Below are 26,668 nucleotides of genomic sequence, written 5' to 3'. Positions count from 1 at the left end.
TGAGTGATGACGTAATTCGTAATGGCGCAACGCTTCAAGCGAGCGCGGTATTCGACGGCACTTGCGAGAAACGGTCAATCGAAAAGGCATCGAGCGGTGTGACGGTCTCGCCCTGCGTGACGAGGTCGGCGAGCACTTCGCCAACGCCCGGTGCCAGCAGAAAACCGCCGCCCGAAAAACCGAACGCGTGCAGCAGACGCGGCGTCGTACCGCTCGCGCCGATGATCGGGTTGTTGTCGGGCGTCTCGCCTTCTACTCCGCTCCACGTGCGAATGAGCAGCGCGTTGCGCAGCGCAGGTACCAGCGAGCAGGCTTCACGCATGACGGCGCGCGTGGTGTCCGCCGAGGGTTGCGCGTACTCGCCGTTGCCGGTGCCGCGTCCGCCGCCGATCACGCAATTGCCCCGCTCGACCTGACGCGCATAGACGCCACCGCCATACACGCCGAGGTTGTGGCCGATGCACTTCGGCAACGGCTCGGTGACCCACATATTCGGGTAGATGGCATGCATCGGCACCCGCTCGCCGAACGTGCCCGCGATGTGATTTGCCCATGCGCCCGATGTGTTGAGTAACCAGTCGGCGCTCACTCGCAACGCGTCGCCCTCAAAAGGTTGCGCCGTCAATTGAAAACGCACGCCGTCGTGCGCAATGGCGGTAATCGGGGTGCGCTCGTGCACATCGGCACCGAGCGCCCGAGCCGCACGCGCAAAGGCGGGCGAGACAAGGCGCGGGTTCGCATGGCCGTCACTCAGGCAAAGCGAACCACCTACGGCACCGTCGCCAAGCCACGGAAAGCGGTTGCGGAAATCCGCACCGCGCAACACTTCCGTCTCTAACCCATGCGTGCGCGCCATCGCCGACCACGCATCGAGCGGCTCAAGATCGCTCTCACGGCGCGCGAGTCGCAGATGGCCCGAGCGCACGAACTCGCCGTCGATGCCGATCAGTTCGGGCAAGCGGTCCCACAGGCGACGCGCCCGCATGGCGAGCGGCAATTGCTCTTCGGGGCGGCCCTGACAGCGCACGCCGCCATAGTTCACGCCGCTGGCCTGTGCGCCGCAGTAGCGTCGCTCGAAAAGCGCCACGCGCAGGCCTCGCTCGGCAAGCGCGCGGGCCGCCGATGCGCCCACCAACCCACCACCGGCCACCACCACGTCGTAGTGCAAGGTGTCACTCATCGCGCGCCTCCTCGGGAATGGCGGCGACGTTGTCGTCGAACAGCATCGGTGCAATCGGAATCGGTTTGATCGGCGCCTGCGCGCGCAAGCGTCCCACTTGGGCGAGCTTCTGCCCACTCGCTTCGGCCAGCAGATGACAAGCCGCCTCGCCACACATGCGCCCCTGACAACGGCCCATGCCCACGCGAGTGAGTGCTTTCAAACGATTGATTTCGCTAACGCCGTCAAAGCGTACGCATTCGCGCAATGTGCGCGCGTCGATCTCTTCGCAACGGCACACCAGCATGTCGTCGGGCCACTGGGCCGATGGGTCCGACGGCGGCGCAAACGCCTGCTCGATCCCCACACGAAACCGGTGGATGCTTGCGAGACGCCGCTCAAGCGTGGCGGCGTCCGGCGCGTCGGGAAGGGCTGGCGCGGCAATGCCAAGGTCTTCGAGCATCGCGAGCGCTGCACGACGACCGGCCATCTCGGCGGCATCGGCCCCAGCGATACCTGCACCGTCACCGGCCAGATACACGCCTGCCTGCGAACTGCGGCCCGCTGCGTCACGCTCGGGTAACCAGCATTGGTTCAATGCATCGAAAACGAAACGGCAGCCCGCGAGGTCGGCCAGTTGCGTCTCGGGACGCAAGCCGAAACCCAACCCGAGCGCCGTGCACCCCAGTGTGTGCTCACGTCCATCGCGCTGCCAACGAACGGCGCGCACGCCAGCCGTGCCATCGATCCCCGCGAGCGTCACCCCGTGTTCGATGCGCACACCATGCGTGCGCAACCACCCGACGTAATACAGCCCCTTCGCAAACGTGCCCGGTTGATTCAGTAGACGCGGCGTCGCCTTCACTTGTGTAGCGAAGTCGCTCGTGTCCAGTACGGCCACGACGTTTGCCCCGGCTTTTTTGTATTGATAAGCCACGAGGTAAAGCAATGGCCCCGTGCCCGCGAACACCACGCGCTCGCCGATGGCGCAGCCTTGCGATTTGAGCGCTACCTGCGCGCCGCCCAGCGTGTAGACACCCGGCAGCGTCCAGCCCGGCACAGGCAGCACGCGGTCGGTCGCGCCGCTAGCGATGAGCAGATGCGTGAACGGCACCGCCGTCTCACGGCCCGCGTGCATCGTGTGCAGTCGGTATCGATGGCCCGTCGCGCTCGTTGGCCCCGCGATGCCTGCTGTGCCTGAGGTGCCCGTCGTGCTCGCGATATCTGCCGACGTACTCACCGGGTCGCACGCCCACACGAGCGTGTCAGGGCGATAGTCGATCTGCGGCAGCAATGCGGCCATGGTGGCGTGCACGGCATCGGCTTTCTTCGCTTCGAAGCCGTAGAGCGTCTGTTTACTTCTTGCGAAGCCTGCATCGGCTGGCGGCTGGCGGTAGATCTGACCGCCCCAGCGCGCGTTCTCGTCGAGCACGATCGGGCGGATACCCGCGGCCACGAGCGTCTGTGCGGCGCGAATCCCGGCAGGGCCAGCGCCGACGATCACCACTTCCGGGCGGGCGCTCATGCTTCGCCCCCGTAATAAACGCCGTCGCTGCTTATTTGCGGCGCGGCCGCTGCGCTGGTGACGATGCGCATCCCCTCTCGCACGAGCGTCGAGCACGCGCGCAGTCGCGTGAGTTGCTGCCCTTGCGGCGCAGCGCTATCGGCTTCTACCGCATCGCCCCCGGTCATTTCGCAGCGCACCCAGCAGTCCTGACACGCGCCGATCAGGCAAAAGCCCGCGCGCGGCGCACCGCTGAATTCGCTGATGCGCACATGCCGCTGGTGCATGAGAATCGCGGTGAGCAGCGTGTCGCCGGTGAGTGCTTGCACCGGCGCACCATCGAGATAAAACGTCACCGGCGCGCGCGCGGTTTCTGCCAGACGCGCCAGTTGTGGAGAATGTTGCAGATCTTGCATGAGGCGGGCCATGAAAAGTCTCGTGTGAGCGCTCGCTCAGTGCTGACCGATCAGAATGCGGTTCAGGCCGTAGACGCGGTCGAGCAGCAACATCGCGCCCAGCGTGATGACGATCACCAACGCGGAGACCGACGCCATCATCGGGTCGATCGACTCGGTGGCGTACATGTACATGCGCACCGGCAACGTGATCGTCTGCGGCGACGTGATGAAGACCGACATCGTCAGTTCATCGAAGCTATTGATGAACGCCAGCAGCCAGCCGCCCGTGATGCCCGGCAAGATCATCGGCATGGTGACGCGGCGAAACGTGGTCCACGAGCCTGCCCCCAGCGACGCCGCGGCATGCTCGACGCTGCGATCGAGCCCGCTGATCGACGCGAGCACGAGCCGCATGATGAACGGCGTGATGACGATCATGTGCGCGAACGTCAGCGCCGCAAACGAGCCGGTCACCCCGAGCATCGCGAAAAAGCGCAACAGCGCGATACCCAGCACCAGCCCCGGGATCACCAGCGGCGAAAGCAGCAGGCCGTTGAGAAAGTTGCGCCCCGGAAAGCGGGCACGGCCGATGGCCAGCGCTGCGGGCAGCGAGATCAGCAGCGAGAGCGTGGCCGACAAAAACGCAAGCTTCAAACTCGTGAAGAACGAGGCGATGAAGTCCGGATAGTCGAGAATCGCGCGGAACCAGCGCAATGAAAAACCGTGCGTCGGCAGCGAGAGAGTTTCTTCGGGCGTGAAGGCAACCAGCGTCACGATGATGAGCGGCGCGAGCACGAAGAGGATGACGAGCGTGTGGAACGCGAGCGCCAGAGGACTGTTTTTACGCATGATGGCGGCAGTAGAGTTCGGTTCTGCGGTGACTGGCGGCTCAACCCATGCTGCGCGCGTAACGGCGCTCAAGCACGCGGTAATACGTCAGCATCACGATCAGGTTCGCCACGAGCAGCAGCACGGCAATCGTTGCGCCCAGCGGCCAGTTCAGCGAACTGAGGAACTGGTCGTAGACGGCGGTAGCCGCCACTTTCAGACGGCGTCCGCCCAGCAGACTCGGAATCGCGAACGCGCTGGCCGACAAGCCGAACACCATCAGGCTGCCCGACAAGATGCCCGGCACGAGTTGCGGCAGCACAATGCGGCGCAACGTGGTCGCGGGCGAGGCCATCAGCGAGAGCGCGGCGTTCTCCGTTTGCGGATCGAGCCGTTGCAGCGACGTCCACACGGGAATCACCATGAACGGCAGCATCACGTGCACCAGCGCCACGACGATGGCGAAGTTTGTGTACTCCATCTTGTACGGCCCCATGCCGACGAACGCGAACGCCTGATTGATCAGGCCGCCCGAGCTCATCAACATGCTCCAGCCGAATGCGCGCACGACGATCGAAACCAGCAGCGGCGAGAGAATCACCAGCAGGAAAATCGAGCGCCACGGGTCACCCATGCGCGAGAGCACATAGGCTTCGAACGTTCCCACGACCGCGCAAACGGCGGTCACCGTCAGCGAGATGCCGAACGTGCGCAAAAAGATCGTGTGGAAGTAATCGTCGAACAGCACTTCGGCGTAGTTGCCGAACTGGAACGCCGCGATCGGACCGCTCGCCGGATCGAACTGATAGAAGGTGAGCGCTAACGTCATCAGCAGCGGGATAAGCACCAGCGCCGTGAACAGCAACATGGCCGGAGCACTCATCACCCACATCGGCAGATAGGCGTGCCACGGGGCGCGCGCTCGCGCGGCCGGTGCCGCCTGCGTCACTTGCAGGGTTTCAGCCATGAGCCCGGTCTCCTGCTGCCGCCGGTGCGATGAAACGCACCGCTTCGGCGTGCCAGTCGAGGCCGACCGGTGCGCCTTCCGTGAGCGGTTCGCCGCCCTCGTTCTGGCAGCACACCAGCACTTCGCCCAGCGCGCTGTCGACGCGATACAGCCATTGGCTGCCGAGGAAGAAGCGGCTCGTCACCGTAGCAGACACGCGGCCCGCGTTCGGCGCACACAAGCGCACTTTTTCCGGACGCAGACACAAGGTGATGGCGTCGCCCACGGCCACGCTGCGCTCGCGCGGCGAGAGGTCGGCCAGCGGTGCGCGTTGTGTGATTCGGTCTTCAATGCGCGGGCCGTCGAGTTCCACATGCAAATGCTCACCGTCGCGCGCAGACACGCGCCCGGCCAGCATGTTGGCCTTGCCGATGAATTGCGAAACGAACTGGTTTTCCGGGCGCTCGTAGGCGCGGTACGGCGTATCGACTTGCGTGATGCGGCCAGCTTCCATCACGACGACACGATCGCTGATGGAGAGCGCCTCCGATTGATCGTGCGTCACCATGATCGTCGTCGTGCCGATCTTGCGCTGGATCGAGCGCAGCTCGAATTGCATGTCTTCGCGCAGCTTGGCGTCGAGGTTCGACATCGGCTCGTCGAGCAGCAGCACCGGCGGCGCAATGACGACAGCGCGCGCAATGGCCACGCGCTGACGCTGGCCGCCCGACAACTCGCGCGGGAAGCGATGCCCCAGTGCATCGAGCCGCACCAGTGCGAGGGCTTCGCGAATGCGGTCCTTGCGCTCGGCCTTGTCGACGCCGCGCATCTCCAGACCAAAGCCGACGTTGTCGGCCACCGTCATGTGCGGAAACAGCGCGTAGCTCTGGAACACAATGCCCAGCCCGCGCTTGTTGGGGCGCATGTTCGTGATGTCACGCCCGTCGAGCGTGATGCGCCCGGTCGTCGCTTCGACGAAACCGGCAATCATCTGGAGCGTGGTGGTCTTGCCGCAGCCCGAGGGGCCGAGCAGCGAGACGAACTCGCCCTTCTCCACCGAGAGATTGACGTTCGAGACGGCATTCAATTCGCCGAACGTTTTGGAGACATCCGTCAGAGTCAGAAAAGACATGGTCACTACCTTCGGGCGCGTAAGCACCGCATCTGATGCAATTGCATCGAACAGTAGCGAGCCAAATTCCTTGCCGCAAGATAACGATTCCATGAAACGAGATAAATTTTATGATTATTTCGTTTGACGGAACACATGAATGAAAGCGCATGCCATTCGTTTCGCGACAGCGTCTCGGGATAATCCCTAAGTTATGATGATTATTCAGTGTTTTCGCGTGTTTCGGCGCATTGCGTCTGTTTTCAACTCATATCGGCTTGCGCTAGTATTCCGTTTGACGGAATAAATAGAGACACTCATGCGCACTTCCGATTCACCTCGCGACGCTAATGCCCCGGCAGCCGCCGATGCCGCAGGCGCGGGCATTCTGCAACGTACTTTCGCGGTCATTCGCGCCCTTGGCGTGGCCAAGCCCGAAGGCGAGCGCGTCACGCATATCGCCAAGGCGGTCGGGCTGAGTCAGGCGACCGTTCACCGCATCCTCCATGCCCTGATCGCCGAGCAGGTGGTGGAACAGGACGAGACCTCCAAGCTGTATCGGCTGAGTGTCGACTTCTTCGCCATGGCCGCACAGGCGGGCAACCCGAGCGGTATGCGTACGCTCTGCCGCCCTTCGCTGCTGCGCTTATGCGCCAGCCTTGGCGACACCATCTTCCTGCTGGTGCGCAGCAGCTTCGACGCGGTGTGCCTCGACATGTGCGAGGGCCCGTTTCCCATTCGCTCGTTCACCGGCGATATCGGTGGGCGCGTGGCACTGGGCGTCGGTCAGGGAAGTTTGGCGATTCTGGCGTTTCTGCCCGAGGCTGAACGCGAGGAAATTATTCGCTTCAACGTGCCGCGCTTGCGCGGTTATGGCGTGCTCGACGAAGTGTATTTGCGCACGGAGATCGAACGGGTGCGGCAACTCGGCTATGCGGGCAGCAACAGTGGTGTGCTCGAAGGCATGGCAGGCGTCGCGGTGCCGATTTTCGACCGCACGGGGCATGCCGTCGCTGCACTGAGTATCGGCACGCTGGCCGCGCGTCTGTCGCAAGACCGTCTGCCGATGGTCGTCGAGTTGCTGCGCCGTCAAGCCGAACTGATCGGCCCGCAGACCAATCCGTTCGATGTCGCCATGCGTAGGCCCATGCATGGCCTCACGCGCGCCCTCACGACAGAGCCGATTGCCTGAGCGGGTTGTGATCATCGGCCATCGGGTACCGCGGAGAATTTGATGGCCGAAAATGGCGAGCGGCCAAGACGCGCGCCTGCAAGAATGTCGCGCGGCGCGGCTGACGCGTCGCGCCACCTCCCCCACATCTTTTCTCGCAGAGAGACACGTCATGGCATCAGGAGAACACCAGTACCGCGTTCGCATCGAGTGGATCGGCAATCAGGGCACCGGCACGTCGGGCTATCGCGAGTACAGCCGCAACCATGTGATTGAAGCCAACGGCAAGCCCGAGATTCCGGGGTCTGCCGATCCGGCCTTCCGGGGCGACGCCGCGCGCTGGAACCCCGAAGAGTTGCTGGTCGCTTCGGCCAGCGCCTGTCACAAGCTCTGGTATCTGCACTTGTGTTCGGACGCTGGCATTCGTGTCGAGGCGTACCAAGACGATGCGCTCGGCACCATGATCGATACGCCGCAGGAGGGTCGGTTCACGCGCATCGTGCTGCGCCCGCATGTGACGCTGCGCGCGGGCAGCGACGCCAAACTCGCCGCCGAGTTGCATCACGAAGCCCATGCCAAGTGCTACGTCGCCAACTCGGTCAACTTCCCCATCGACTGCGAGCCGCACATCGAGGTGTTGCCCGACTAACGGCGAGAACGCGCTTGGCTCAGGGGGTAAGGCTTTTCGCCAGTTCGGCGTCTCGCGCGTGCCCCCGTTTCACCGAGTCGCGTTCGCGAAAACGTTCGACGTAGGCTGAGATCGCCGGGGTAGCGGGCACCATCTTGACGAGCGTGAGGAACTGCATTGCATTGCCCCACAGTGCGTCGGCGGCAGTAAAGGATTCGCCCAGCCACCATGGCCCAGGGTTATGGGTCAGGTGGCGTTCAATCGTCCACATGACTTCGTCGTAATCGCCGTAAGGCGAGCGCGAGTGTTCCATCACGGGGCGTGCCAGCGCCTTGTCGATCACGGCAGGTTCGACACACGAGCCGTAGAAGACCATCCATCGCAAGTAGGCGCCTCGGCGCGGATCGCCCGGCGGCGGCGACAACCCCTTCTCCGGATAGAGTTCGGCGAGATACATATACACCGCCGCTTGCTCGGTAATCACCGCGTCGCCATGACGAATGGCGGGGACTTTGCCCATCGGGTTGATGTCGAGGAATTCGGCACTGCGTTGTTCGCCGGTAGCGAAGCGCAAGAGGTGCAGGTCGAAGTCGGCCTGTAGTTCGTCGAGCAGCACCAGCACGCCGGTCGAGCGCGTGTTGGGCGCGTGAAAAAACGTGACTCTCCGGTCGATCGTCATGTTCGCCTGCCTCCAAGGTTGAGCACATGTTGCGGCTATCAAAACATGTTACTGCGTCAAAAATTGTCAGCATTGCAAATAGCGCCCCGCCCAATCAGAGAAGCGAAGCTGAAGCGCCAAGCGGCAGAGACTCTGGATCGTCGCCTGGCAATGCGGCGAGATCGCCGAGCAGGTTCATGAGGACAAGCGCATTGCGTTGCCCTTGATCTTCATAGTTGTTGTTGAAGACCACGTAGACACGGGCGACTTCTTTGGCGATGACACGTATCGGGTCGATGAGCGCCGCAAGTTCGGCTTCGCGATAGTCGTAATTGAAACGATCCGACGCGGCGGTGGCATCGCGCACGTTCCACGTTTCGTGATTGCGCCCGTGCAAGCGCAGGACGGCGGCACGGGCCGTGGTGCTCGCCCACACCGTCGGAATGCTGTTGGTGAAGCCTTGCGGCTCGTCGACGATGGTGTTGACCCAGCCTAGCTCGCGCAACCAAGCGAGCGTGGCGTCGCGGTGGGCATCGTCGAACCAATGGCGATGCCGGAACTCGGCGGCAACGCCATATGCCGTCATGCGTTGCGCACACATCTCGATATGCGCGCGGCTCGCGTGGTCGCCAGTGAGCCACGGGGGAAATTGGAAATGCACCAGACCGAGCTTGCCCGCACGCCCGAGCGGCGCGATGGCTTCGAGATAGCGCCGCCATATCTCGTCCTGCAACGCGGCAGGCACGTCCTTGTAATACACGTTGGCACGCGGCCCCGGCGGCAACTCCGCCTGCAAATCTTTCGGGAACGCCACGCGCGGCGTCTGGTGCCCGGTAAGCAAGCGAAAGGCTTTGATGTTGAATAGGAATGACGGCGGCGTGCGTTCCGTCCACAACTGCGCATTGGATCCCGAAGGCATCGCGTAGTAGCTGCTATCGACTTCCACCATCGGAAAACGACTCGCGTAGTAGCGCAGACGCGCTTCGGCCGATGAATGCCCCGGCGGATAAAAACGCTTGCACGCGATGAGCGACTTATCCGTCCACGATGCCGTGCCTACGTATACGTTGCCGCTCATACACGCCCCTTTCTCAGAACGTCACATTGCCGACCGGGTGTCGCGTTTCATGCACCGCGTAGCCGTCGATTTCACGCGCTTCGTGGGGACTGGACTAGGACGATGCTATTAGATACTAGGGTCTGTTCACATGACTTTCGGGCTCGTGTTGCCCGGCCAAAGGGGCGAGCGCAAGGAATGAGCCGAAGCGAATATCGGAAATATTCGCGAGGGTCATGACGCGGCGATCGCCCCTTTGGGTGGGCAACCCGGAGGGAACGTGCCCTACCGGCCGTCTGGCGGCGTTGCCCGTAACTTACTTGGAGCGACCAAGCGGCGCTACGGGCGCCTTGCCAGCCAGCCGGTAGAACACGTTCACGAGCCCGAAAGTCATGTGAACAGACCCTACACATCTGATCCGGCACGCGCTCCCCGCACCGTGCCGTTTATCGGCCCGCAGCTCACCCTGCGGGCCGTTTTTTCGGATGCCGCTATAACCGTTATTGCAAGCGTCGCCGCGGCACGTGCCGCGCTATCATGACCCGCTCTACCGAAGCCAAGCTGTCGAGTGCCCGCCATGACCGAAATCATCGAACGCCTGCCCGTTGAATTACCGAAAGCTTATCGCCTGCTCAATCACGGCCCGACCGTGCTTGTGGGCAGCGCCCATGGCGAACGCCGTAACGTGATGGCCGCCGCATGGTCCATGCCGCTCGACTTCTCGCCACCCAAAGTGGCCGTCGTCATCGATCGCAATACGCTCACGCGTGAGTTGGTGGAAGCCTCGGGCGAGTTCTCGCTCAACGTCCCCGCCCGCGCCATCGCTCGAGAAACGTTGGCCGTCGGCTCGGTCTCGGGACGCGATGTCGACAAATTCAGCGACGAGTCTGGTGAAGGAAACCGCGTTGAGGCGTTCGACGGCACACACATTCGGGCCCCGCTCATCGGCGGCTGCCTGGCTTGGCTCGAATGCCGTGTGATTCCCGAGCCGCACAATCAGGATCGCTACGATCTGTTTCTCGGCGAGGTCGTTGCGGCCTGGGCCGATCCGCGTGCGTTTCGCGACGGGCATTGGCAGTTCGCGCCCGGCGTGTCGCGCAGTATTCACTACATCGCCGGCGGCAACTTCTTCGAGACCGGTGAAGCCTTCGAAGTCAAGACATGACCCACAGCGCTGCCACGCCCGCCACCGACGATCCCATTCGCGCCGCCCAAGACCTCTGGCGCGAAGCCTTGCTGCTGCCGCCGAATTTGCCAAGCGACGACATGCGCGGCAGAATGAGCGCCACACCCTTCATGCAGTTGCCGTCATCCATGCTGCCGGTGACGGAGCTGTTGTCATCCACTCGCCACGCCTCACCAGCCCGTCGCGACATGACTACACCCGGAGCTCCCTCACCGCACGCCGTGCCGCAAGAGTCTCTGCAAAGCCTGCGACCGACGTCGTTCTCGCCCAACACCGGCGCGACCATCGACGAAGCGGCCCGCCTGGCGGCCCTGCGTCGTTACGATATTCTCGACACCTCACCAGAACCCGCGTTCGATCGCATCGTGCGCATCGCCTCGTACATCGTGGGCGCGCCCATCTCGCTCGTGTCGCTCATCGACGAGACGCGCCAATGGTTCAAAGCGAAACAAGGGATCGATGCCACGCAAACGCCGCGCTCGATGGCGTTCTGCGCGCATGCCATTCTGGGCGACGACGTGCTCGTGGTGCCCGACGCCCATGCCGACCGGCGCTTCGCCGACAACCCGCTCGTCACCGGCGACCCGCACATCCGCTTCTATGCCGGTGCGCCGCTGCGCACGCCTGAAGGCCATCGGCTCGGCACGCTGTGCGTTATCGACCGCCGCCCGCGCACGCTCGATCCGGAAATGCGCGCGCTACTTGCCGACCTCTCGGCGCTCGTGGTCGACGAACTCGAACTGCGCCGCGTCAATCAAGTGCTTGGCGACATGGCCATGCGCGACGGCCTGACCGGCGCGCTCAACCGCCGGGCGTTTCTCATGCAGGCCGAACAAGCGTTCGCCAACGCGCGCGCGCAGCGCCGCCGGCTCTCGGTGCTGATGATCGACATCGATCACTTCAAGGCAGTGAACGACACCTGGGGACATGCGATCGGCGATCGCGTCATTGTGGAATTGACGCTGGTCGCGCGTGCTACGTTGCGCAAGGGCACGGTCATGGGACGGCTCGGCGGCGAAGAGTTCGCCGTGCTGCTGCCCGAAGCCGATGCACAACGCGCCATGCAGGCCGCCGACCGGTTGCTCTCGGCCATCGGCAATACGAGCGTGCCGGGTGCCACTGGGCCAGTGCGCTTTACAGCGAGCATCGGCGTGGGTAGCCTTAGCGCCGACGACGCCGATTTCGGGGCCGTTTTGCAACGTGCCGATCGCGCGCTGTACACGGCAAAGCAGTCTGGCCGGAATCGCGTTGCCATCGCCTGAATCGGCGTGGCGCCTAGTTTTTCAGGAACGCCGTTGACATTGCAACGGCGTTTCGCTGTCCCCCCCCCCTCAAACCAAGAGCCAACGCCATGGGCAAAAGCCGACTGGAAGCCTTTAGCGATGGCGTGATCGCCATCATCATCACGATCATGGTGCTCGAGATGAAAGCCCCGCACGGCACCGATCTCGATGAGTTGCTGCCGATACTGCCGACCTTCCTGACGTACATCATGAGCTACATCTACGTCGGCATTTACTGGAACAACCACCACCATCTGTTTCACGTTGTGCAGCGCGTCTCGGGCGGCGTGCTCTGGGCCAACTTGCACCTGTTGTTCTGGCTCTCGCTCATTCCCTTCGTCACGCATTGGCTGGGCGAGAATCACCTCACCGCCTGGCCGACCGCCCTGTATGGCGCCGTGCTTTTCATGGCGGCCGTCGCTTACTACATTCTCACGCGCGCCCTGTTGGCCGTGCACGGCGAAGGCGCCAACGTCAAGCTGGCGACGGCGATCGGGCGAGATGCCAAGGGAAAGCTCTCCGTCGTCGGCTATGCACTGGCCATTGCATTCGCGTTCGTGATGCCGGCCGTATCGCTCGGTCTCTACGCGCTGGTGGCCATCGTCTGGCTGATTCCCGACCGGCGTATCGAACACGTCATCGAAGGCTGACGGACCCGCCCGATCACGTGTCGCACGGGCATCCCAGCCGTCAGCGCGCAACAGTCGACGCGCATCGGGTTTTTACGTAGTATCCGGTCCATCATGCAAAACGTTACTTTTGAACTCACCGGCGAATTCATCGCCTTGAACGACCTGCTCAAAGTGGCAGGTGTGGCCGACTCCGGCGGCGCCGGCAAGGCGCTTGTGGCAAGCGGCCTGGTCAGCGTCGACGGCAAGCTGGAATCGCGCAAGACCGCCAAAATCCGCGCCGGACAGACGGTTTCGCTCGACGGCATACGTATTCGCGTCGTAGCGGGCTGACGTCTTGGCAGAAGTTCGGGCTGAACACCGTCCGAAGCCCGGCGTAAGCCCGACAAACCCGGCGGCGCACGCGCACCGAACGCCCCTCCCCCAAGCGCGCACTTTTGGGTGCGCTCTCCCGGTTTCTCCCATGTCGGCCTGCCCTCGCAGGTCGCTATACTTGAAAGCGTTTTTGGTGTGTCAGCCCGCGTAACACCCAACCCAGTCCGCAGGTCGTCTGAGGAGGCCCTTGCGATGGCCGTGCCCGGTTCACCGTCCACCGCCGGCGCTTTGCCGGCGCCGGGGCCCGACGCGCTGCTTGCAGCGCTCGACCGCTCGCTCGGCATGCTCACGCTCACCCCCGAGGGTGTGATCGTCGACGTCAACGACAAACTGCTCGGCGTGGTCGGCTACACCCGCGACGAACTCGTCGGCCAACCTCAAACCACGCTTTGCGACCCAGGCGACACCGCCTGCGGCGACGCCCTGGCACACGTGGTCAGCACCGGACGCGCCCACACGGCGCAGGTCCGCCGCCGCCGTCGCGATGGCGGCACGGTCTGGTTCGAGGCCACTTACAACCCCGTTTTCGATGACGCAGGCAAACTCGCCTACGTGATCAAGCTCGCCGCCGACGTGACGCATCGCGTCGAGCGCGAGGCTCAAGACAATGCCCGCCTGCATCTGCTCTCGCTGGGCGTGGACGAGACCGATAACGCGGTGCTGATCACCGATGCGCAAGGCGTCGTCTGCTATGTGAACGCAGGCTTCACCCGCATGCTGGGCTATCGCGCCGACGAGGTGGTCGGCAAGCCGGGGCATAGCCCGTTCGGTGACGCGCCGGTCGACGAATTCGCCAGCGGCTCGGCCGCCGTCGACGTGCAGCAAGCCCTGACGGGCTGTCTCGTGTCGGCCCGCGACGGGCGCAGTTGTCACTGCGAAGTGCTCGTGCGCACGGCACAGGGGCAGCCGCTCTGGGCGTCGATCGTCACCAACCCGATTCTCGATGCGAACGGCAAACTCGTGAATGCCGTCGCGCTCTTCACCGACATCACCCAATCGAAGATTCAGGAAGTGCTGCAACACAAGGCACTGGCCGCGATGGTGCGCGACGCGCCGCTCGTGGAAGTGCTGATGCTGATTTGCCGCGAACTGGAACAGATTGCCCCGGAGGTTATGGCCTCGGTGGTGCGCGTGGATGCCGAGGGCCGGTTACGCCCGCAGGCCGGTCCGAGCTTGCCTGCGCAGTATCACCAGTTCATCGATGGCATTGCCATCGGGCCCAATGTCGGCACTTGCGGCACGGCTGCGTTTCAGGCGCGCCCGGTCATCGTCACCGACATTGCTCACGACCCGCGCTGGGCCGATTTTCGCGACATGGCCGCCACCTACGGGCTGGCCGCCTCGTGGGCCATGCCCATCATCGCCAACGACGGCCGGGTGCTGGGCGTGCTCGCGTTCTATTACCGTACCGTGCGCGGCCCCGACGCCTTGCACGAGCGGCTGGTCGACGTGTGCGTACATCTGTGCAAACTGGCGTTCGAGCGCGATGAGTCGCGCACGCGCATTCGCCAGTTGGCGTTCTCCGATAGCCTGACCGGCCTGCCCAATCGCAGCATGCTCGGGGTGCTTGCCGCGCAGGCGATTGCCAGCGCGCATGAGCTCAATACGCGCATGGCGGTGATCTTCCTCGATCTCGACCGCTTCAAGCAGGTCAACGACTCGCTCGGCCATCAGGCGGGCGACGTGCTGTTGCGCACGATTGCGCAACGTCTGCGCCGGTCGCTGCGCGGTGCGGATATCGTGGCGCGACTGTCCGGCGACGAGTTCGTGGCCGTACTCACCGAGTGCGACCCCGACCGGCTGGACGCCGCCATCGAGCGCATGCGCAGCGCGCTCACGGCGCCGTGTCAGGTCGACGGCGTGACGTTGACGCCTTCGGGCAGCTTCGGTATCAGCCTCTATCCGAATCACGGGCAAGCGTTCGACATTCTGCTCCAACGCGCCGATATGGCGATGTATCAGGCCAAGATGGCCAGCCCGGGCAGCGTGCGGTTCTATCACGAGGACATGAATATCCACGCGCAGGAGCGGCTCGAATTGGAGACCGCGATGCGTGACGCGCTACGACGCGACGCCTTGCGCCTGCACTACCAGCCGCAGATCAATCTGCTCGACGAGTCGGTATGCGGCGTGGAAGCGCTCACCCGCTGGGTGCATCCGCAATACGGCGACGTATCGCCCACGCGGTTTATCGCACTGGCCGAGGAATGCGGGCTCATCGGGGAATTGGGGGCGTGGACGCTGCGCGAATCGTGTCGGCAGCTAGCGGAGTGGCGTCGGCGCGGGGTGGCGATCGGCAGCATCTCGGTCAACCTGTCGCCGACCAATTTCCACGATCACGATCTGCCGCAAATGATCGCCGAGACGCTCGCTGCCAACGATTTGCCGCCGACGTGTCTGGCCATCGAAATTACCGAAAACGTGCTGATGGACCACAACCCGAGCACGCTGCGCATCATCGAAGCCGTGCACGCCATGGGCGTGCGGCTATCGATGGACGATTTCGGGACGGGGTATTCGAGCCTCGGCTATCTGCGCCGCCTGCCGGTCTCGGAGCTCAAGCTGGACCGCAGCTTCGTGCATGACGTGACGCGCGACGAAACTGTGCGCGCGCTGACCAATGCCATCATCAGCATTGGCCGGAGCCTGCATCTGACGGTCGTGGCGGAAGGGGTCGAGGACGTTGCCCAGCGCGATCTGCTGATCGCACAGGGCTATCAGGTGGCACAGGGCTTCTTGTTTTCGCCCGCGCTCAGCGCCGAAGATCTGGAACCGTGGCTAGCGCGATGGGATGCCCGGCGGCGCACGGAAGCCACTCACGGCGCGAGACCTAACTCCATCTGATGTAACGCGGTTTCAATGGCCTGACTCTGGCGCTCGTTGAGCGTTTCGGCAGCAACGCTCGTGTCGTGGCGGTAAATCATCTCCCCGTAGACGTCGGCCAGCACGCGGGCCGACGGACACAGCGCCCAATGGCTGTCGGCCGCCTGACGGCGGGTCCAGTAGTTGATCGCCTGCTCGATTTCGGCGATGGAGTAATTGGCTTTCATCGAATGTTCGGTCTCGCCGTTGAATGGAATACTGTGATTATATACAGTAATCGCGGAATCGGAGAATCGCCCGTCGCAGAGTTCGATTCTCAGGCCCACGTTTCGGAACTGCAACACTTGATGTGGGTTGGCGCAGCGCTGCACACCAGTCAACACTGAAATCCCCATAAAAATCATTGGCTTGCCACTTCCGGCACGATATTGGCTTATGGCAGACGAGAGGTGCCAGCGCCGCGTCGCGGGGCACCGACGATGTACGTCGATTCCATGCTCGTCCCGACGGAGCCCGCCATGCCGCCGAGCCCTGCCACACCCCGCGCACATTGCCCTGATCGCTCAGTTCGTTCATGTCACGCATGGCGGCGCGCGATCGCCCTTATGTGGCTATGTCTGTTGAGCAGCCTGGGCACGTTATTTCCCCATGGCGCGCAAGCGCAGGGCATGCCGCCCGCCGTCAATGCCCCCACCGATCCCTTTCATCAGCCTTGCGTCGAGATACGCGGCCGAACGGATCTCGGCACGCCGGAATCGGCCAAACGCGTCCGGCCGATCGTCTCGGGGCAGTCCGAGCGCGTGCTCAAGCGTTATGTCGATTTGGACGACCGGTGCGCCAATCTTCCCGAATTCGCTCCCACGCGCGATACCGACACCACCACCGTCTGGTATGTCAGCATGCCGCTCGACGCGGTGCCAGGCCCGCACGGCACCGCGCACACCCGCGTGACGTCGTCGCCCGCCACCTTGCCGTCGGTTGCCTCCTGAGCGTCGACGGTCGACGTTTGCTATGCTGCGGCTTTCCCGCGCGCGGCTGGCCCCCACCCGCACGCGTCGCCGCTTTCTCCGGAGCTTCGATGTCCACCGACACCCCACGCAAGACCCCGCCTCCCGCCTCGCCTGCTTCCGCCGTCAAACCGCCGCCGCCCGGGGCAACGCCACTGGCATGGATCGGCTTGCTCGCCGCCGCCGCTTGGGTGTTGAAGAACCCCAACCCGACGTGGGCCGTGGGCGTGCTGTGCCTTTGCGCTGGTCTGATCTCGTCGTTCGGTGCACGGCGCAAGGGCCGCGGACCGTGGCCCGCCTTCTTCACCGGCCTGCTGCCAGTCGGCGTCGCGCTGTTCTTCGCGTTGATGATGCTGCGCCCGCTCTTCCGGTAATCATCCCCCGCGCGGATATCGGAAAGTTACCCACAGCTTCTGTGGATAACCCACTGGATAACCTGCCACCACCCACCGAAAAGGCCCGTCGTTCCACGCTGTCAAGAGGATTGCCCGTTTCGGCGTCAGCCTTGAGCAAATTTTTTGCGCTTGACGATTTGCCCCGCTTCTGGGCGTCGATGTCACCGCTTTGACATGCGTTAATTCGTCACGAAAAACCCGCATCGGTGCCCTAATTTACCCATTGTGGGAGGGTTCGCAGCGTGAGGGAATCGGCCTATGATGGAGTCGAGCCGCCGCACTTTGCGCAACATTTTTGACGCGATGGCGGCGTGACGCTTCAGTAACTTCCGGGAGAACGTCTGGTATGACCCAATCCGATAAGCCGTCTGTAGCACCGTCGTCCCCCTCCCCGGCGACGGCCAGTACCGACAACACCAACGAGGCCGACCGCGTCCATTTGGACGAACTGCTCGCGCACCACTCGGTGACCGAGACGGTCGACCGTGCCTCCGTCATCGATCTGATCAAGGAACTGCGCTCGCCCGACGTGAAAACGCCTGAGGACCGTCAGCGGGTCGTCGAGCGAAGCCGACTGTGGCGGGAAGTGTCGAATAAGGACACCGCCATGTCGTTGCTCAATTCACTGGCACAAATGGCGCCGATTCTGCTCAATTCGATTCATTGGTAAGCCTGCCTCGGTCCTGGCGCGCGCCGTGACCGGCCGCGCCAGGACGCAAACGAAAAGCGCCCGCCACATCGCTGTGTGCGGGCGCTTTTCACTTGATCTGGATTAACTTTCCTGCGGGCCGGGAGGACGCGATCCGAAATTCGACGCTCGCGTGTCTTACAATGCGGGTCGCGTCAGTTTCCCTGTTACCCAAACGCTATGACCACCACGCTGGATACCCCGATCGAATTCAAGAGCTGGATCTGCCTGATTTGCGGCTGGATTTATAACGAAGCCGAAGGCGCACCGGACGACGGCCTCGCCCCCGGTACGCGCTGGGCCGATGTGCCCGCCGATTGGCGCTGCCCGGAATGCGACGTCTCGAAAGAAGACTTCGCACTCTCGGAGTTCTGATCAGCGATCCGGATCAAGCTGGCCAGACGCCAGCTTAGTGGTGCCAGCCCCAGCCGCCGCCACGGCCACCCCAGCCTCGGCCACGCCAACCGCGGTAATAACCGCCGCCATAATAGCCGCCGACGCCAACGGTCACCACTGGCGCAGGCGCCACGGCGTATCCGGGCCCATAGCCGTAGTAGTTGTAATCGTCGGTCCCGTAGTAGGCGCTGCCGTACGCTGGGCCACCATAAGGCACAGCGACGCAACCCGCCATCAGCGTCGCGATGAGCGCGCCGCCCGCCAGCATGAGTATGCGTTTCATGATGATGTCTCCCGCGTAAGTGCTTCAGGCCACGCCGCGAACTGCGGCGCGACACTTACTCGTTAGACAGGCGGGTTCCCGCAAGATGCACTATGAGTGCACCCTCTTTGGTTACCAAACGTGACATTGGTAACGCCAGCGGAATAAAGGGCGGCGCGTGGGTTCAGAACACCCAGCAGCGATCACGCCCAGCGCGCTTGGCACGGTAGAGCGCCATATCGGCGCGCTCGACCATGTTCATCGCCGAATCTTCATCCTGCCATTCGGTGATACCGAAGCTCGCCGAGAAACGCAGCGGCGGCTCGCTGCCTTCCAGCGACTCGCGCTTGCAACGCTCCCGAATCCGGTCGGCCACACGCAGCGCATCGCGCTCGCTCGCGCCCGGCAGCAGAATGGCAAACTCTTCGCCGCCGATACGCCCGATCAAGTCGTCGCCTCGCAACGTCGACGAACAGACGAGCACAAAACGGCACAAGACCTGATCGCCGATGGCGTGCCCGTAGGTGTCGTTGATCGACTTGAAGTGATCGAGATCGGCCACGATCAGACTCATCGGCTCGTTCTTGCGCTGGGCGTTCTCCAGCAACTGATCGAAGCGGTGGAAGAAGTAGCGGCGCGTGAGGCTGCCCGTGAGCTCGTCGTAACTCGCCTCGAACGCCAGTTGATTGTTCGCCGCGCGCAGTTCCTCGTTCGACTGGAGCGTCTGGCGATGCATCCTGCGCTCGCGCCAATAGATACGGCCAGCCATGATCAAGATAATCACGCCACCCAGATACAGCAAAAAGCACAACGCGAAATCTTTCGCATGCTGGCGCGTGAGGCCTTCCCACGCGTCGACGTTTTCCACCGCGTAGACCGTCAGGTCGTTACTCGAACTCGCGCGCTGCGTGATGACGAACGGCTTGTGAAATTCGTCGAACTCCGACATCTGGTCGAGCAGTTCCTGCGGCACCCAAGCGTTAGCGCGGCCCGGTGCACGCTTGAACGGGAAGATGGGCATGCGCGAGAAATCGTTGCGCTGATAGAGCGCCTGACGCTCGATGTCAGATAGCCCGCCGAGTTTGCCGTCGAGCATGAAGCGATTTTCGAAGCGCGGGTCGTTGGCCATGATGACCACGCCATTGCCATCGGTAATAAACGACTCGCCGTTGGCCACCCAGTGACGCAAACGCGCGAGCCCGATCTTGGTCATCACCACGCCAATGAGGATGCCGTCGCGATAGACCGGTGCGCTGAAATAAAGGCCGGGGGCCTGATGCTCCCAGCCGGCCGCGTAGCTCTCGAAACGTGCGCCCAGAATCGCGTTCGTGAAGTACGGCAGCCCCGCCACCGATTGACCGACGGGTGACGGCGTGTCGCGGTAATTGCTGGCAGCCACGCACACGCCGCGCGTATCGACGAGCCACACGCGGTCGACACCGAAATAGCCCTGCGCCGATTGCAGAAAGTCGTTGGCACGGGCTACGACGTCCGGCGCGTTCGCGGTGCCACTCGCCGGGCGCAGCACGTCGCGCAGCAAGTCCACTTCGGCCAGCGTCGAAGGAATGGCCCGCACCATGGCCAGATCTGTGTTGATGGCGTGAATCATGCCGTCGGCGACGCGATCCGCCACCGTCTGCTCGGCTTCGACGCTCTGCGCGAGCTTATCGCCAACCAACGAGGTGGCGGTCCGATCCGCCGCGACCCAGCAGGCGACCAGCACGCCAACCGCAACGCAGGCGGCATAAAGCCAATGCCGTATCCTCATCCGAAAATCAAACGCTCGTTCTAATATTTTTCACTTGTTACGTTGGCAAAGCGATTCGCCTGATTTGATCGCGCTTCTGTCGTTTCCCCGGACAGAAGTTCTGGTCGCGACCGGCATTCGTTGTGCCGGCAAATACCTGCCAATTCTGGTCTGCGCGTCAAACTGTTTTCCCCGTTCCCGACCCTCGGCTTGTCGCGCCCCGCGCCTTCGGATCGTTGCTGCAAACTATTCTCCACCCCGACAATTGCAGGCTGTTGACAGTCTGCCGTAATGTTCCATGTTGTCTGCTTCCGTTGCGCCGTCGGCATCCTGCCCGCGCGCACTTAATCTGGAGAAGTTTCGGTAATTCTATAGCACTCCGACGGTCCATCAGAACTCAAAACTAACAAAACACCGTCTTATTACGAAGCCCTATTTAATCTATTAACTAGAAAAACACGGCCTTTATCATTGGCCGGTCATTTATCCGCAAATACCAAATCGCGCAATTACCGAATCCATCTGTTCGATTTCCACCGGCCGGGAAAACCAGTAGCCCTGCGCAGCCAATGGTACGAAGTGGCGCAGCCACGCCAGTTGGCGTTCGTTCTCCACCCCTTCGACGATCAATTCGATGCCCAGCGAGCGCGCAATGTTCACGATGTTAGAAATCATCAGGCACGAGCGCGACGAGTCGGGAATCGATTCGACAAACGAACGGTCGACTTTGAGCGTATCGACGGCAAAGCGCGTCAGATAGGATAACGACGAATAACCGGTGCCGAAATCGTCGAGTGCGATGCGCACGCCCGTGCGTTTTAGCTGGTTGATCTTCGACTCCACCAACGCCGGGTTCTTGACCATGACCGACTCGGTAATCTCCAACTCCAGAAGGCTGGGACCAATTTCGTACTCTTTGACATAGCGCTCGACCAACTCGCAAATGTCGCCCCGCCAAAACTGTACCGACGAGACATTGACCGCCAGACGCAGCGAGGCCATGGGAGTATCGCGCCAGGCCGCCAGTTGTCGGCACGCCTGCGCCAGCGCGAACTCGCCGATGGCGACGATTTGCCCGGTGGTCTCGGCCAACGGGATGAACTCGCCCGCCGCGATCACGCCGCGCTCGGGATGGCGCCAGCGAATCAACGCCTCCATGCCACAGATGCAATCGGATTCGAGCGCGACGATCGGCTGATACGCCAGGAAGAACTCGCCATTGGCGAGCGCTTGTTCCATCTGACGCTCCCACACCACCAATTGGTGCGCCTGATACGTCATCTGCTGCGAGTACACGCGCACGACGCTCTTGCCCGCCTCTTTCGCCGAATACATCGCCAGATCGGCCTTCTTGATCAGGTCGGCCTCGGTCTCCTCCGGTTTGGACCAGAACGTGACACCGATACTCGCGTGCAGCGCGAACGAGGTGCTATCGGCCACCATCGGTGCCTTGAGCGCCGCGAGGAGGGTTTCGGCGAGCGGCTCGGCGTGCGCCACGGCATCGTCGCCGCGTAACACCACCATGAACTCGTCGCCTGCAAAGCGCGCAAGCAAGGCTTCGGGCGGCACGCGCGTGGCAAACCGTTCCGAAACTTGCCGGATGATTTCGTCGCCCTGTGCGTGCCCCAGCGTATCGTTCACGCTCTTAAAGTTGTCCAGATCGATATGCAGCAATGCCACCTTGCCCACGCTGCCGGTGTCGGACAGGTCGTTTCGCAGCGACTCCATCAAGGCGTAGCGATTCGGCAAACCGGTCAGGGCGTCATACGAGATAAGGCGAGTGAGCTGCTGGTCGCGGCCGATCAGGCGCTGCATCAGGTACGCGATGAGCCCGAAGAACACCACCAGCGCGACGGACACGAACGTCGCCATCGTGAGATAGACGCGCTCGACGTGCCGATACTCGGCCAGTTCCTCGTCCATCGACAGTCCCACCTGCACGGCGAGCGGATAGTCACCCAGGTGCCGGTAAGCCACGACGCGCTCGACGCCATCGATCGGGTCGCGTTGCACGCCGGAGATACGCTGCGCGGCAGGGAACGGCGGCAACTCGCCCGAACCGGTCACGGCGACACTGGCCCCCGTGCTGCGCGCGAGCAACGTTCCATCGTCGGCGATGACGGCAATCTGGCCGTACTGACCGAGGACGGCGTTAGTGTAAAAGTCTGCGGTGAAGTAACTGGGTTCTTGCGAAACGACGACCACGCCAGCGAAGCTGCCGTCCGGATTATTCAGCCGTCGGCTAAATTGCAGCACCCACTTGTGCGATACCCGGCCGAAGACCGGGTGACTGATGAACAGACTCTCGTTCGTGTCGTCGACGTGCACGCGGAAATGTTCGCGATCAGCAATGCTCACCCCGGATGTACTGCGCTCAGGAATCGTTGCCGCCGTGATGTTGCCTTTGGCATCGGCCAAACTCACCAGCACCATATGACGGTCGGCGACGATGCCCGCATCCATCGTCGCGTTCAGGTTGAACTCGCTGCGATGATGTTCGAACTCGTATTTGACGAAGCGGGTGATCTGGTCGACCTGACGGATAGCTCGCAAGGTCTGCTGTTCGAGCGCGTTGGCGACGGTCGATGCCGATGCGGCAGCGTCGCGCAAGATCGCTTTGTGTTCGATGGAGATGCGCCAAAGCACCGCTGTCCAGACAAGGACAAGGATCAGGAAACCGAAAATCAGAATCGCGACGATCGAGCGATAGGACGTCGTCCAACGCCCTCGCCGCGCGCCCGTCGTGCTCGGTTCCACCATAGGTCGAGATCCTTTGAGCCACCTCGCCCCCGCGAGATGGTCGGTGTTGGCCCGGAGTATGCAGAGGATCCAACGAGCGGTGCATCGAATGACCGCCATGTTTTCCGGCAAGTGTATGACAATCGGCGCGGCGCCGGAAGCGGTTGCACGTCACTCAATCGGAGGATGCCGTTGGTGTACGCAAACGCGTCTCATGACGATCTGGCGACCGGCGAGCACCGCCCCGCCGCAACGGCGTCTCTTATCTCGGATTACGGATATTTCGGCGTTCGCCGCATCGGGAGAATCCCGAATCAGGACTTCAGGAAGTCGATGACTGCTTCGAGCCGGTGGCGAAGTTCGTCGATGTCGAACCCGGCATCGGTGTTACCTGCGCCAGCGTCGGCAGCGGCACGTGCGGCCGCCACACCACCAGCACTGCGCGCGCCCCGCGGGGTATCGGCTTCAAGCCGGTTGCGGGCACCGTTGATGGTGAAGCCCTGCTCATAGAGCAGTTCCCGGATACGCCGGATCAGCAGAACTTCATGATGTTGGTAGTACCGTCGATTGCCGCGGCGCTTGACCGGGCGCAGTTGTGTGAACTCCTGCTCCCAGTAGCGCAGCACGTGTGGCTTGACGCCACACAACTCGCTCACTTCACCGATGGTGAAGTAACGCTTGGCGGGAATCGGCGGCAAGGCAACGTGATCCATCGCGGCGTCAGCGGTGTTGAACGACAGTTAGGATGCGGCCGCCACAGAAAGCGGCGGCCGGGGACTTACTTGCTCAGTACGCCAGACTCCACCATCGACTTGAGCTTCTGACTGGCGTGAAAGGTCACGACACGACGGGCGGCGATCGGGATGGCCTCCCCCGTCTTCGGGTTGCGGCCCGGACGCTGCGGCTTATCGCGCAACTGGAAGTTGCCGAAGCCGGAGAGCTTGACGCTGTCACCCGATTCGAGGGCATCACGGATCGATTCGAAAAACGCTTCGACCATATCTTTGGCCTCGCGCTTGTTCAGACCCACGTGCTCGAACAACAACTCGGCCAGTTCGGCCTTGGTCAGCGTCGGGGCTTCGCTTCCGACTTCGTTCACTTCGCTACGACCCAGCGCGATACGCTGCGCCGCGAGCATGGCTTCAAATTCACCAGGATTCATTTCGTTCATACGTCCCACGCGATGGCGATGACAGTGCGATAAACCACTCGCAACCAGACTCTACAATGCTTTACGCGCGCAAACGTGCGCCGAACGCGTCTCCAACCCGTTGTACCAACGCAGCGACAGCGCGCTCGACGGTCTCGTCCTGGAGGGTACCCGAGGGGTCTTGCAGAGTAACACGAAACGCTAGGCTTTTGTCTTGCGCGCCGAGCGATCCCGAGGCTGTGCCAGCCTTCGGTCGGAACTCGTCGAACAGCTGCACAGACTGCACCACGCTGCATGCCGGATCGTCGTTGCGAGCCGCCAACATCGCGTCGATCAGCGGTTGCACGGGCTGCGCTTGCGACACCACGAGTGCGAGATCTCGCGTGACCGGCGGGAACTTCGAGATTTCCTCGTAGCTCGCCACGTCGCGCGCGAACAGCGCTTCGGCTTCAATCTCGAAGAGCACCGGCGCATGCGGCAGGTCGTACTTCTGCTGCCAACGCGGATGCAGTTCGCCAAGGAATCCGACACGCTTACCATCGACTTCGATGGCAGCGCTGCGTCCCGGATGCAACGCCGGGTGCTCAGCCTTCACGAAGCGCGCAGTGCGCGGTGCGAGCAGTGCTTCGAGATCGCCCTTCACATCGAAGAAATCGACCTGACGCGATGCGGCACCCCATTGCTCGTCGAGTACCGGGCCATAAGCCAAGGCCGCTACCGTCACCGGCTGGCGATAGCCGCCAACCGTCAGCTCGCCCGATGCCACCGTGTTGTCGCGATGGTACGTGCGGCCGATTTCGAACACGCGAACGCGCGATGCCTTGCGGTTCAGGTTGTAGCGCGTCGTGGCGATCAGGCTGCCGATGAGCGTCGAGCGCATCACGGCGAGGTGACTCGCGATCGGGTTGAGCAGCTTGATCGGGTTGTCGTTGCCTGCGAAATCGGCTTCCCACTCGACGTCGACAAAGCTGAAACCCACCGTCTCGTGATAATCGCGCGCCGCAATCTCGTGACGCACCGCGTGTTGCGAGCGGCGGCCTTCCTGCGTCGGGCGCATCGCGCTAGCGGCCACCGGCGGGTTGGCCGGAATGCGGTCGAAGCCGTAGATGCGTGCGATTTCTTCGATCAGATCTTCTTCGATCTCGATGTCGAAGCGATACGACGGCGGCGTGACTTCAAAGACGCCATTGCTCAGCGTGAACGGTAAGCCCAGACGCGTGAAGATTTCACCCATCTCCTGCTCGCTCACCGGCACGCCCAGAATCTTGACGGCACGGGCAACGCGCATCGTCACCGGCTTGCGCTCCGGCAAACGGGCGACCTGATCTTCCAGCGGGCCAGCTTGCCCGCCGCAAATTTCGAGCACGAGTTGCGTGGCACGCTCCAGCGCGCGCACGTTACCGGCGAAGTCGACGCCACGCTCGAAACGGTGCGACGCATCGCTCGTGAAGTTGTACTTGCGTGCGCGGCCTTGAATGGCTTGCGGGAAGAAGAACGCGCCTTCGAGGAAGATGTTCTGCGTTTCCAGACCGGCCTTGGTCGAGTCGCCGCCCATGATGCCAGCCAGACCAATCGGGCCGCTCGCATCGGTAATGGCCAGCACGCTCTCATCGAGCGTCACGGTTTGTTCGTTGAGCAGCTTGAGCGTTTCGCCAGCACGGCCGAAGCGCACGTCGATGCCGCCTTGCAGACGGTTCAGGTCATAAACGTGCAGCGGCTGACCGAGTTCGAGCATCACGTAGTTGGTGATGTCGACCAGTGCCGAGATGCTGCGTTGACCGGCACGCTCCAGGCGCTCGACCATCCAGCGCGGCGACGGTGCGGCTGCATTCACGTTGCGGATGATGCGGCCGCCGAAACGTCCGCAGCCTTCGGGCGAGCTGATGCGCACAGGGAACGTGTCGGCGATCGACGCCGCTTGCGCGCCCTGCCCCGGCAGATCCTTGAGCGGTGCGCCGGTGATCGCGGCCACTTCGCGTGCGATACCGAGCAACGACAGGCAATCGGCTTTGTTCGGCGTGAGCTTCACGACGAAGACGGTATCGTCCAGGTCCAGATACTCGCGGATGTTCATGCCGACCGGTGCATCGTCGGGCAGGATCATCAGACCGGCGTGGTCTTCCGAGAGCTTGAGCTCACGGGCCGAGCACAGCATGCCGAAACTTTGCACACCACGCAGTTTGCCAATCTTGATCTGGAACGGTGCTGCGCCAGGTTCTGCCGGCGGCAGTGCGGCGCCCACGGTGGCGCAAGGCACCTTGATACCGGGGGCAACGTTCGGCGCACCGCACACGATGGTGAGCGTCTCGCCGGTGCCGGCATCGACCTGGCACACGTTCAGACGGTCAGCATCCGGGTGACGGGCCACTTCGAGCACCTTCGCCACCACGACACCGGTAAACGGCGGGGCGACAGCGTCGGTTTCCTCGACTTCGAGCCCGGACATCGTCAGGGCGTGCGCCAACGCGTCGGTCGACAGATCTGGGTCGACCAGGGTACGCAGCCACGATTCAGAGAATTGCATGGAT

Annotated in this window: 24 protein-coding genes and 3 pseudogenes; 11 read left to right on the top strand and 16 right to left on the bottom strand. The window is 62.9% G+C overall.

Annotation, left to right across the window (positions count from 1 at the left end; all coding sequences use genetic code 11):
• Nucleotides 1-34: 34 nt before the first annotated feature.
• From PPN31114_RS00320 to PPN31114_RS26590, 7 genes and pseudogenes are all read right to left on the bottom strand, one after another.
• Nucleotides 35-1,180 carry an NAD(P)/FAD-dependent oxidoreductase gene (locus PPN31114_RS00320; RefSeq protein WP_150677546.1) on the bottom strand — a complete coding sequence of 382 codons (1,146 nt, stop codon included), beginning with the start codon at nt 1,178-1,180 and terminating at the stop codon, nt 35-37.
• A complete protein-coding gene (locus tag PPN31114_RS00315) occupies nt 1,173-2,684 on the bottom strand; it encodes an NAD(P)/FAD-dependent oxidoreductase (protein ID WP_150677545.1) in 1,512 nt (503 codons plus the stop codon). Before PPN31114_RS00315 ends, PPN31114_RS00320 begins: the two co-directional genes overlap by 8 nt.
• Nucleotides 2,681-3,091: a (2Fe-2S)-binding protein gene (locus tag PPN31114_RS00310; RefSeq protein WP_246182347.1), complete on the bottom strand. Its 411-nt coding sequence runs from the start codon at nt 3,089-3,091 to the stop codon at nt 2,681-2,683. The genes PPN31114_RS00315 and PPN31114_RS00310 overlap by 4 nt, the downstream gene beginning before the upstream one ends.
• Before the next feature lie 24 nt (nt 3,092-3,115).
• Nucleotides 3,116-3,910, bottom strand: coding sequence for an ABC transporter permease (locus PPN31114_RS00305; protein WP_058378193.1), 795 nt, complete (start codon nt 3,908-3,910; stop codon nt 3,116-3,118).
• A 40-nt stretch (nt 3,911-3,950) separates the two neighbouring features.
• Nucleotides 3,951-4,856, bottom strand: a complete 906-nt coding sequence (locus tag PPN31114_RS00300; protein ID WP_150677544.1) for an ABC transporter permease — start codon at nt 4,854-4,856, stop codon at nt 3,951-3,953.
• A pseudogene (locus PPN31114_RS26595) lies at nt 4,849-5,148 on the bottom strand (TOBE domain-containing protein); the annotation flags it as partial. The gene PPN31114_RS00300 and the pseudogene PPN31114_RS26595, both read right to left, overlap by 8 nt.
• Nucleotides 5,149-5,240: 92 nt before the next feature.
• Nucleotides 5,241-5,967, bottom strand: a pseudogene (locus PPN31114_RS26590) (ABC transporter ATP-binding protein); the annotation flags it as partial.
• A gap of 298 nt (nt 5,968-6,265) precedes the next feature.
• Here PPN31114_RS26590 and PPN31114_RS00290 point away from each other — a divergent pair.
• Together PPN31114_RS00290 and PPN31114_RS00285 are read left to right on the top strand one after the other, a co-directional pair.
• Entirely contained in the window at nt 6,266-7,138 is an 873-nt protein-coding gene (locus PPN31114_RS00290; RefSeq protein ID WP_150677542.1) for an IclR family transcriptional regulator, read from the top strand.
• 151 nt (nt 7,139-7,289) lie between these two features.
• Nucleotides 7,290-7,766: an OsmC family protein gene (locus PPN31114_RS00285; RefSeq protein ID WP_150677541.1), complete on the top strand. Its 477-nt coding sequence runs from the start codon at nt 7,290-7,292 to the stop codon at nt 7,764-7,766.
• Between the two features lie 19 nt (nt 7,767-7,785).
• Here the strand turns inward: PPN31114_RS00285 and PPN31114_RS00280 are convergent, their stop codons facing one another.
• A complete protein-coding gene (locus PPN31114_RS00280) occupies nt 7,786-8,424 on the bottom strand; it encodes a glutathione S-transferase family protein (RefSeq protein WP_150677540.1) in 639 nt (212 codons plus the stop codon).
• A gap of 94 nt (nt 8,425-8,518) precedes the next feature.
• Nucleotides 8,519-9,481 (bottom strand): DUF72 domain-containing protein, encoded by a 963-nt coding sequence (locus PPN31114_RS00275; RefSeq protein WP_150677539.1) that lies wholly within the window; start codon nt 9,479-9,481, stop codon nt 8,519-8,521.
• Nucleotides 9,482-10,037: 556 nt separating this feature from the next.
• On the opposite strand from PPN31114_RS00275, the gene PPN31114_RS00270 reads away from it, so the two are divergent.
• The 5 genes from PPN31114_RS00270 (at nt 10,038) to PPN31114_RS00250 (ending at nt 15,777) form a co-directional block, all read left to right on the top strand.
• A complete protein-coding gene (locus tag PPN31114_RS00270) occupies nt 10,038-10,625 on the top strand; it encodes a flavin reductase family protein (RefSeq protein ID WP_174987465.1) in 588 nt (195 codons plus the stop codon).
• A complete protein-coding gene (locus PPN31114_RS00265; RefSeq protein ID WP_217426902.1) occupies nt 10,622-11,908 on the top strand; it encodes a GGDEF domain-containing protein in 1,287 nt (428 codons plus the stop codon). The genes PPN31114_RS00270 and PPN31114_RS00265 overlap by 4 nt, the downstream gene beginning before the upstream one ends.
• A gap of 89 nt (nt 11,909-11,997) precedes the next feature.
• Nucleotides 11,998-12,579, top strand: coding sequence for a TMEM175 family protein (locus PPN31114_RS00260; protein WP_150677538.1), 582 nt, complete (start codon nt 11,998-12,000; stop codon nt 12,577-12,579).
• Nucleotides 12,580-12,672: 93 nt separating this feature from the next.
• Nucleotides 12,673-12,891, top strand: coding sequence for an RNA-binding S4 domain-containing protein (locus tag PPN31114_RS00255; protein ID WP_150677537.1), 219 nt, complete (start codon nt 12,673-12,675; stop codon nt 12,889-12,891).
• Between the two features lie 234 nt (nt 12,892-13,125).
• Entirely contained in the window at nt 13,126-15,777 is a 2,652-nt protein-coding gene (locus PPN31114_RS00250) for a sensor domain-containing protein (protein WP_150677536.1), read from the top strand.
• Here PPN31114_RS00250 and PPN31114_RS00245 read toward each other — a convergent pair.
• Nucleotides 15,750-15,983 (bottom strand): DUF3717 domain-containing protein, encoded by a 234-nt coding sequence (locus tag PPN31114_RS00245; protein WP_150677535.1) that lies wholly within the window; start codon nt 15,981-15,983, stop codon nt 15,750-15,752. The two genes, PPN31114_RS00250 and PPN31114_RS00245, sit on opposite strands and share 28 nt — an antisense overlap.
• Before the next feature lie 252 nt (nt 15,984-16,235).
• Between PPN31114_RS00245 and PPN31114_RS00240 the strand changes: the two genes are divergently transcribed.
• The 4 genes and pseudogenes from PPN31114_RS00240 to PPN31114_RS00225 form a co-directional block, all read left to right on the top strand.
• Entirely contained in the window at nt 16,236-16,745 is a 510-nt protein-coding gene (locus PPN31114_RS00240) for a hypothetical protein (RefSeq protein WP_150677534.1), read from the top strand.
• An 89-nt stretch (nt 16,746-16,834) separates the two neighbouring features.
• Nucleotides 16,835-17,137, top strand: coding sequence for a hypothetical protein (locus PPN31114_RS00235; protein ID WP_150677533.1), 303 nt, complete (start codon nt 16,835-16,837; stop codon nt 17,135-17,137).
• A 367-nt stretch (nt 17,138-17,504) separates the two neighbouring features.
• Nucleotides 17,505-17,828, top strand: a complete 324-nt coding sequence (locus tag PPN31114_RS00230) for a hypothetical protein (RefSeq protein ID WP_150677532.1) — start codon at nt 17,505-17,507, stop codon at nt 17,826-17,828.
• 225 nt (nt 17,829-18,053) lie between these two features.
• Nucleotides 18,054-18,221, top strand: a pseudogene (locus PPN31114_RS00225) (rubredoxin); the annotation flags it as partial.
• Nucleotides 18,222-18,255: 34 nt separating this feature from the next.
• Here the strand turns inward: PPN31114_RS00225 and PPN31114_RS00220 are convergent.
• The 6 genes from PPN31114_RS00220 to pheT form a co-directional block, all read right to left on the bottom strand.
• Nucleotides 18,256-18,525 (bottom strand): hypothetical protein, encoded by a 270-nt coding sequence (locus PPN31114_RS00220; RefSeq protein WP_174987462.1) that lies wholly within the window; start codon nt 18,523-18,525, stop codon nt 18,256-18,258.
• Between the two features lie 163 nt (nt 18,526-18,688).
• Entirely contained in the window at nt 18,689-20,272 is a 1,584-nt protein-coding gene (locus PPN31114_RS00215) for a sensor domain-containing diguanylate cyclase (protein WP_150677531.1), read from the bottom strand.
• Nucleotides 20,273-20,734: 462 nt separating this feature from the next.
• Nucleotides 20,735-23,011, bottom strand: coding sequence for a bifunctional diguanylate cyclase/phosphodiesterase (locus tag PPN31114_RS00210; protein ID WP_150677530.1), 2,277 nt, complete (start codon nt 23,009-23,011; stop codon nt 20,735-20,737).
• Between the two features lie 293 nt (nt 23,012-23,304).
• On the bottom strand, nt 23,305-23,703 hold the full coding sequence (locus tag PPN31114_RS00205) for a MerR family transcriptional regulator (protein ID WP_150677529.1): 399 nt from the start codon (nt 23,701-23,703) through the stop codon (nt 23,305-23,307).
• Between the two features lie 65 nt (nt 23,704-23,768).
• A complete protein-coding gene (locus PPN31114_RS00200) occupies nt 23,769-24,161 on the bottom strand; it encodes an integration host factor subunit alpha (protein WP_150677528.1) in 393 nt (130 codons plus the stop codon).
• A gap of 61 nt (nt 24,162-24,222) precedes the next feature.
• Nucleotides 24,223-26,664, bottom strand: a complete 2,442-nt coding sequence (gene pheT / locus PPN31114_RS00195; protein ID WP_150677527.1) for a phenylalanine--tRNA ligase subunit beta — start codon at nt 26,662-26,664, stop codon at nt 24,223-24,225.
• Between the last annotated feature and the right edge of the window lie 4 nt (nt 26,665-26,668).

Source organism: Pandoraea pneumonica (assembly GCF_902459645.1).
GTDB lineage: Bacteria > Pseudomonadota > Gammaproteobacteria > Burkholderiales > Burkholderiaceae > Pandoraea > Pandoraea pneumonica.
Note: the sequence above shows the minus strand (reverse complement) of the source record. Positions and strands in the feature narration are given on the sequence as shown.

Coding starts and splice junctions, on each gene's coding strand:
- PPN31114_RS00310 (WP_246182347.1), bottom strand. CDS start 3,091: ATGGCCCGCCTCATGCAAGATCTGCAACATTCTCCACAACTGGCGCGT.
- PPN31114_RS00275 (WP_150677539.1), bottom strand. CDS start 9,481: ATGAGCGGCAACGTATACGTAGGCACGGCATCGTGGACGGATAAGTCG.
- PPN31114_RS00320 (WP_150677546.1), bottom strand. CDS start 1,180: ATGAGTGACACCTTGCACTACGACGTGGTGGTGGCCGGTGGTGGGTTG.
- PPN31114_RS00305 (WP_058378193.1), bottom strand. CDS start 3,910: ATGCGTAAAAACAGTCCTCTGGCGCTCGCGTTCCACACGCTCGTCATC.
- PPN31114_RS00210 (WP_150677530.1), bottom strand. CDS start 23,011: ATGGTGGAACCGAGCACGACGGGCGCGCGGCGAGGGCGTTGGACGACG.
- PPN31114_RS00285 (WP_150677541.1), top strand. CDS start 7,290: ATGGCATCAGGAGAACACCAGTACCGCGTTCGCATCGAGTGGATCGGC.
- PPN31114_RS00235 (WP_150677533.1), top strand. CDS start 16,835: ATGTCCACCGACACCCCACGCAAGACCCCGCCTCCCGCCTCGCCTGCT.
- PPN31114_RS00290 (WP_150677542.1), top strand. CDS start 6,266: ATGCGCACTTCCGATTCACCTCGCGACGCTAATGCCCCGGCAGCCGCC.
- PPN31114_RS00245 (WP_150677535.1), bottom strand. CDS start 15,983: ATGAAAGCCAATTACTCCATCGCCGAAATCGAGCAGGCGATCAACTAC.
- PPN31114_RS00260 (WP_150677538.1), top strand. CDS start 11,998: ATGGGCAAAAGCCGACTGGAAGCCTTTAGCGATGGCGTGATCGCCATC.
- PPN31114_RS00270 (WP_174987465.1), top strand. CDS start 10,038: ATGACCGAAATCATCGAACGCCTGCCCGTTGAATTACCGAAAGCTTAT.
- PPN31114_RS00230 (WP_150677532.1), top strand. CDS start 17,505: ATGACCCAATCCGATAAGCCGTCTGTAGCACCGTCGTCCCCCTCCCCG.
- PPN31114_RS00220 (WP_174987462.1), bottom strand. CDS start 18,525: ATGAAACGCATACTCATGCTGGCGGGCGGCGCGCTCATCGCGACGCTG.
- PPN31114_RS00250 (WP_150677536.1), top strand. CDS start 13,126: ATGGCCGTGCCCGGTTCACCGTCCACCGCCGGCGCTTTGCCGGCGCCG.
- pheT (WP_150677527.1), bottom strand. CDS start 26,664: ATGCAATTCTCTGAATCGTGGCTGCGTACCCTGGTCGACCCAGATCTG.
- PPN31114_RS00265 (WP_217426902.1), top strand. CDS start 10,622: ATGACCCACAGCGCTGCCACGCCCGCCACCGACGATCCCATTCGCGCC.
- PPN31114_RS00315 (WP_150677545.1), bottom strand. CDS start 2,684: ATGAGCGCCCGCCCGGAAGTGGTGATCGTCGGCGCTGGCCCTGCCGGG.
- PPN31114_RS00205 (WP_150677529.1), bottom strand. CDS start 23,703: ATGGATCACGTTGCCTTGCCGCCGATTCCCGCCAAGCGTTACTTCACC.
- PPN31114_RS00240 (WP_150677534.1), top strand. CDS start 16,236: ATGTACGTCGATTCCATGCTCGTCCCGACGGAGCCCGCCATGCCGCCG.
- PPN31114_RS00300 (WP_150677544.1), bottom strand. CDS start 4,856: ATGGCTGAAACCCTGCAAGTGACGCAGGCGGCACCGGCCGCGCGAGCG.
- PPN31114_RS00200 (WP_150677528.1), bottom strand. CDS start 24,161: ATGAACGAAATGAATCCTGGTGAATTTGAAGCCATGCTCGCGGCGCAG.
- PPN31114_RS00215 (WP_150677531.1), bottom strand. CDS start 20,272: ATGAGGATACGGCATTGGCTTTATGCCGCCTGCGTTGCGGTTGGCGTG.
- PPN31114_RS00255 (WP_150677537.1), top strand. CDS start 12,673: ATGCAAAACGTTACTTTTGAACTCACCGGCGAATTCATCGCCTTGAAC.
- PPN31114_RS00280 (WP_150677540.1), bottom strand. CDS start 8,424: ATGACGATCGACCGGAGAGTCACGTTTTTTCACGCGCCCAACACGCGC.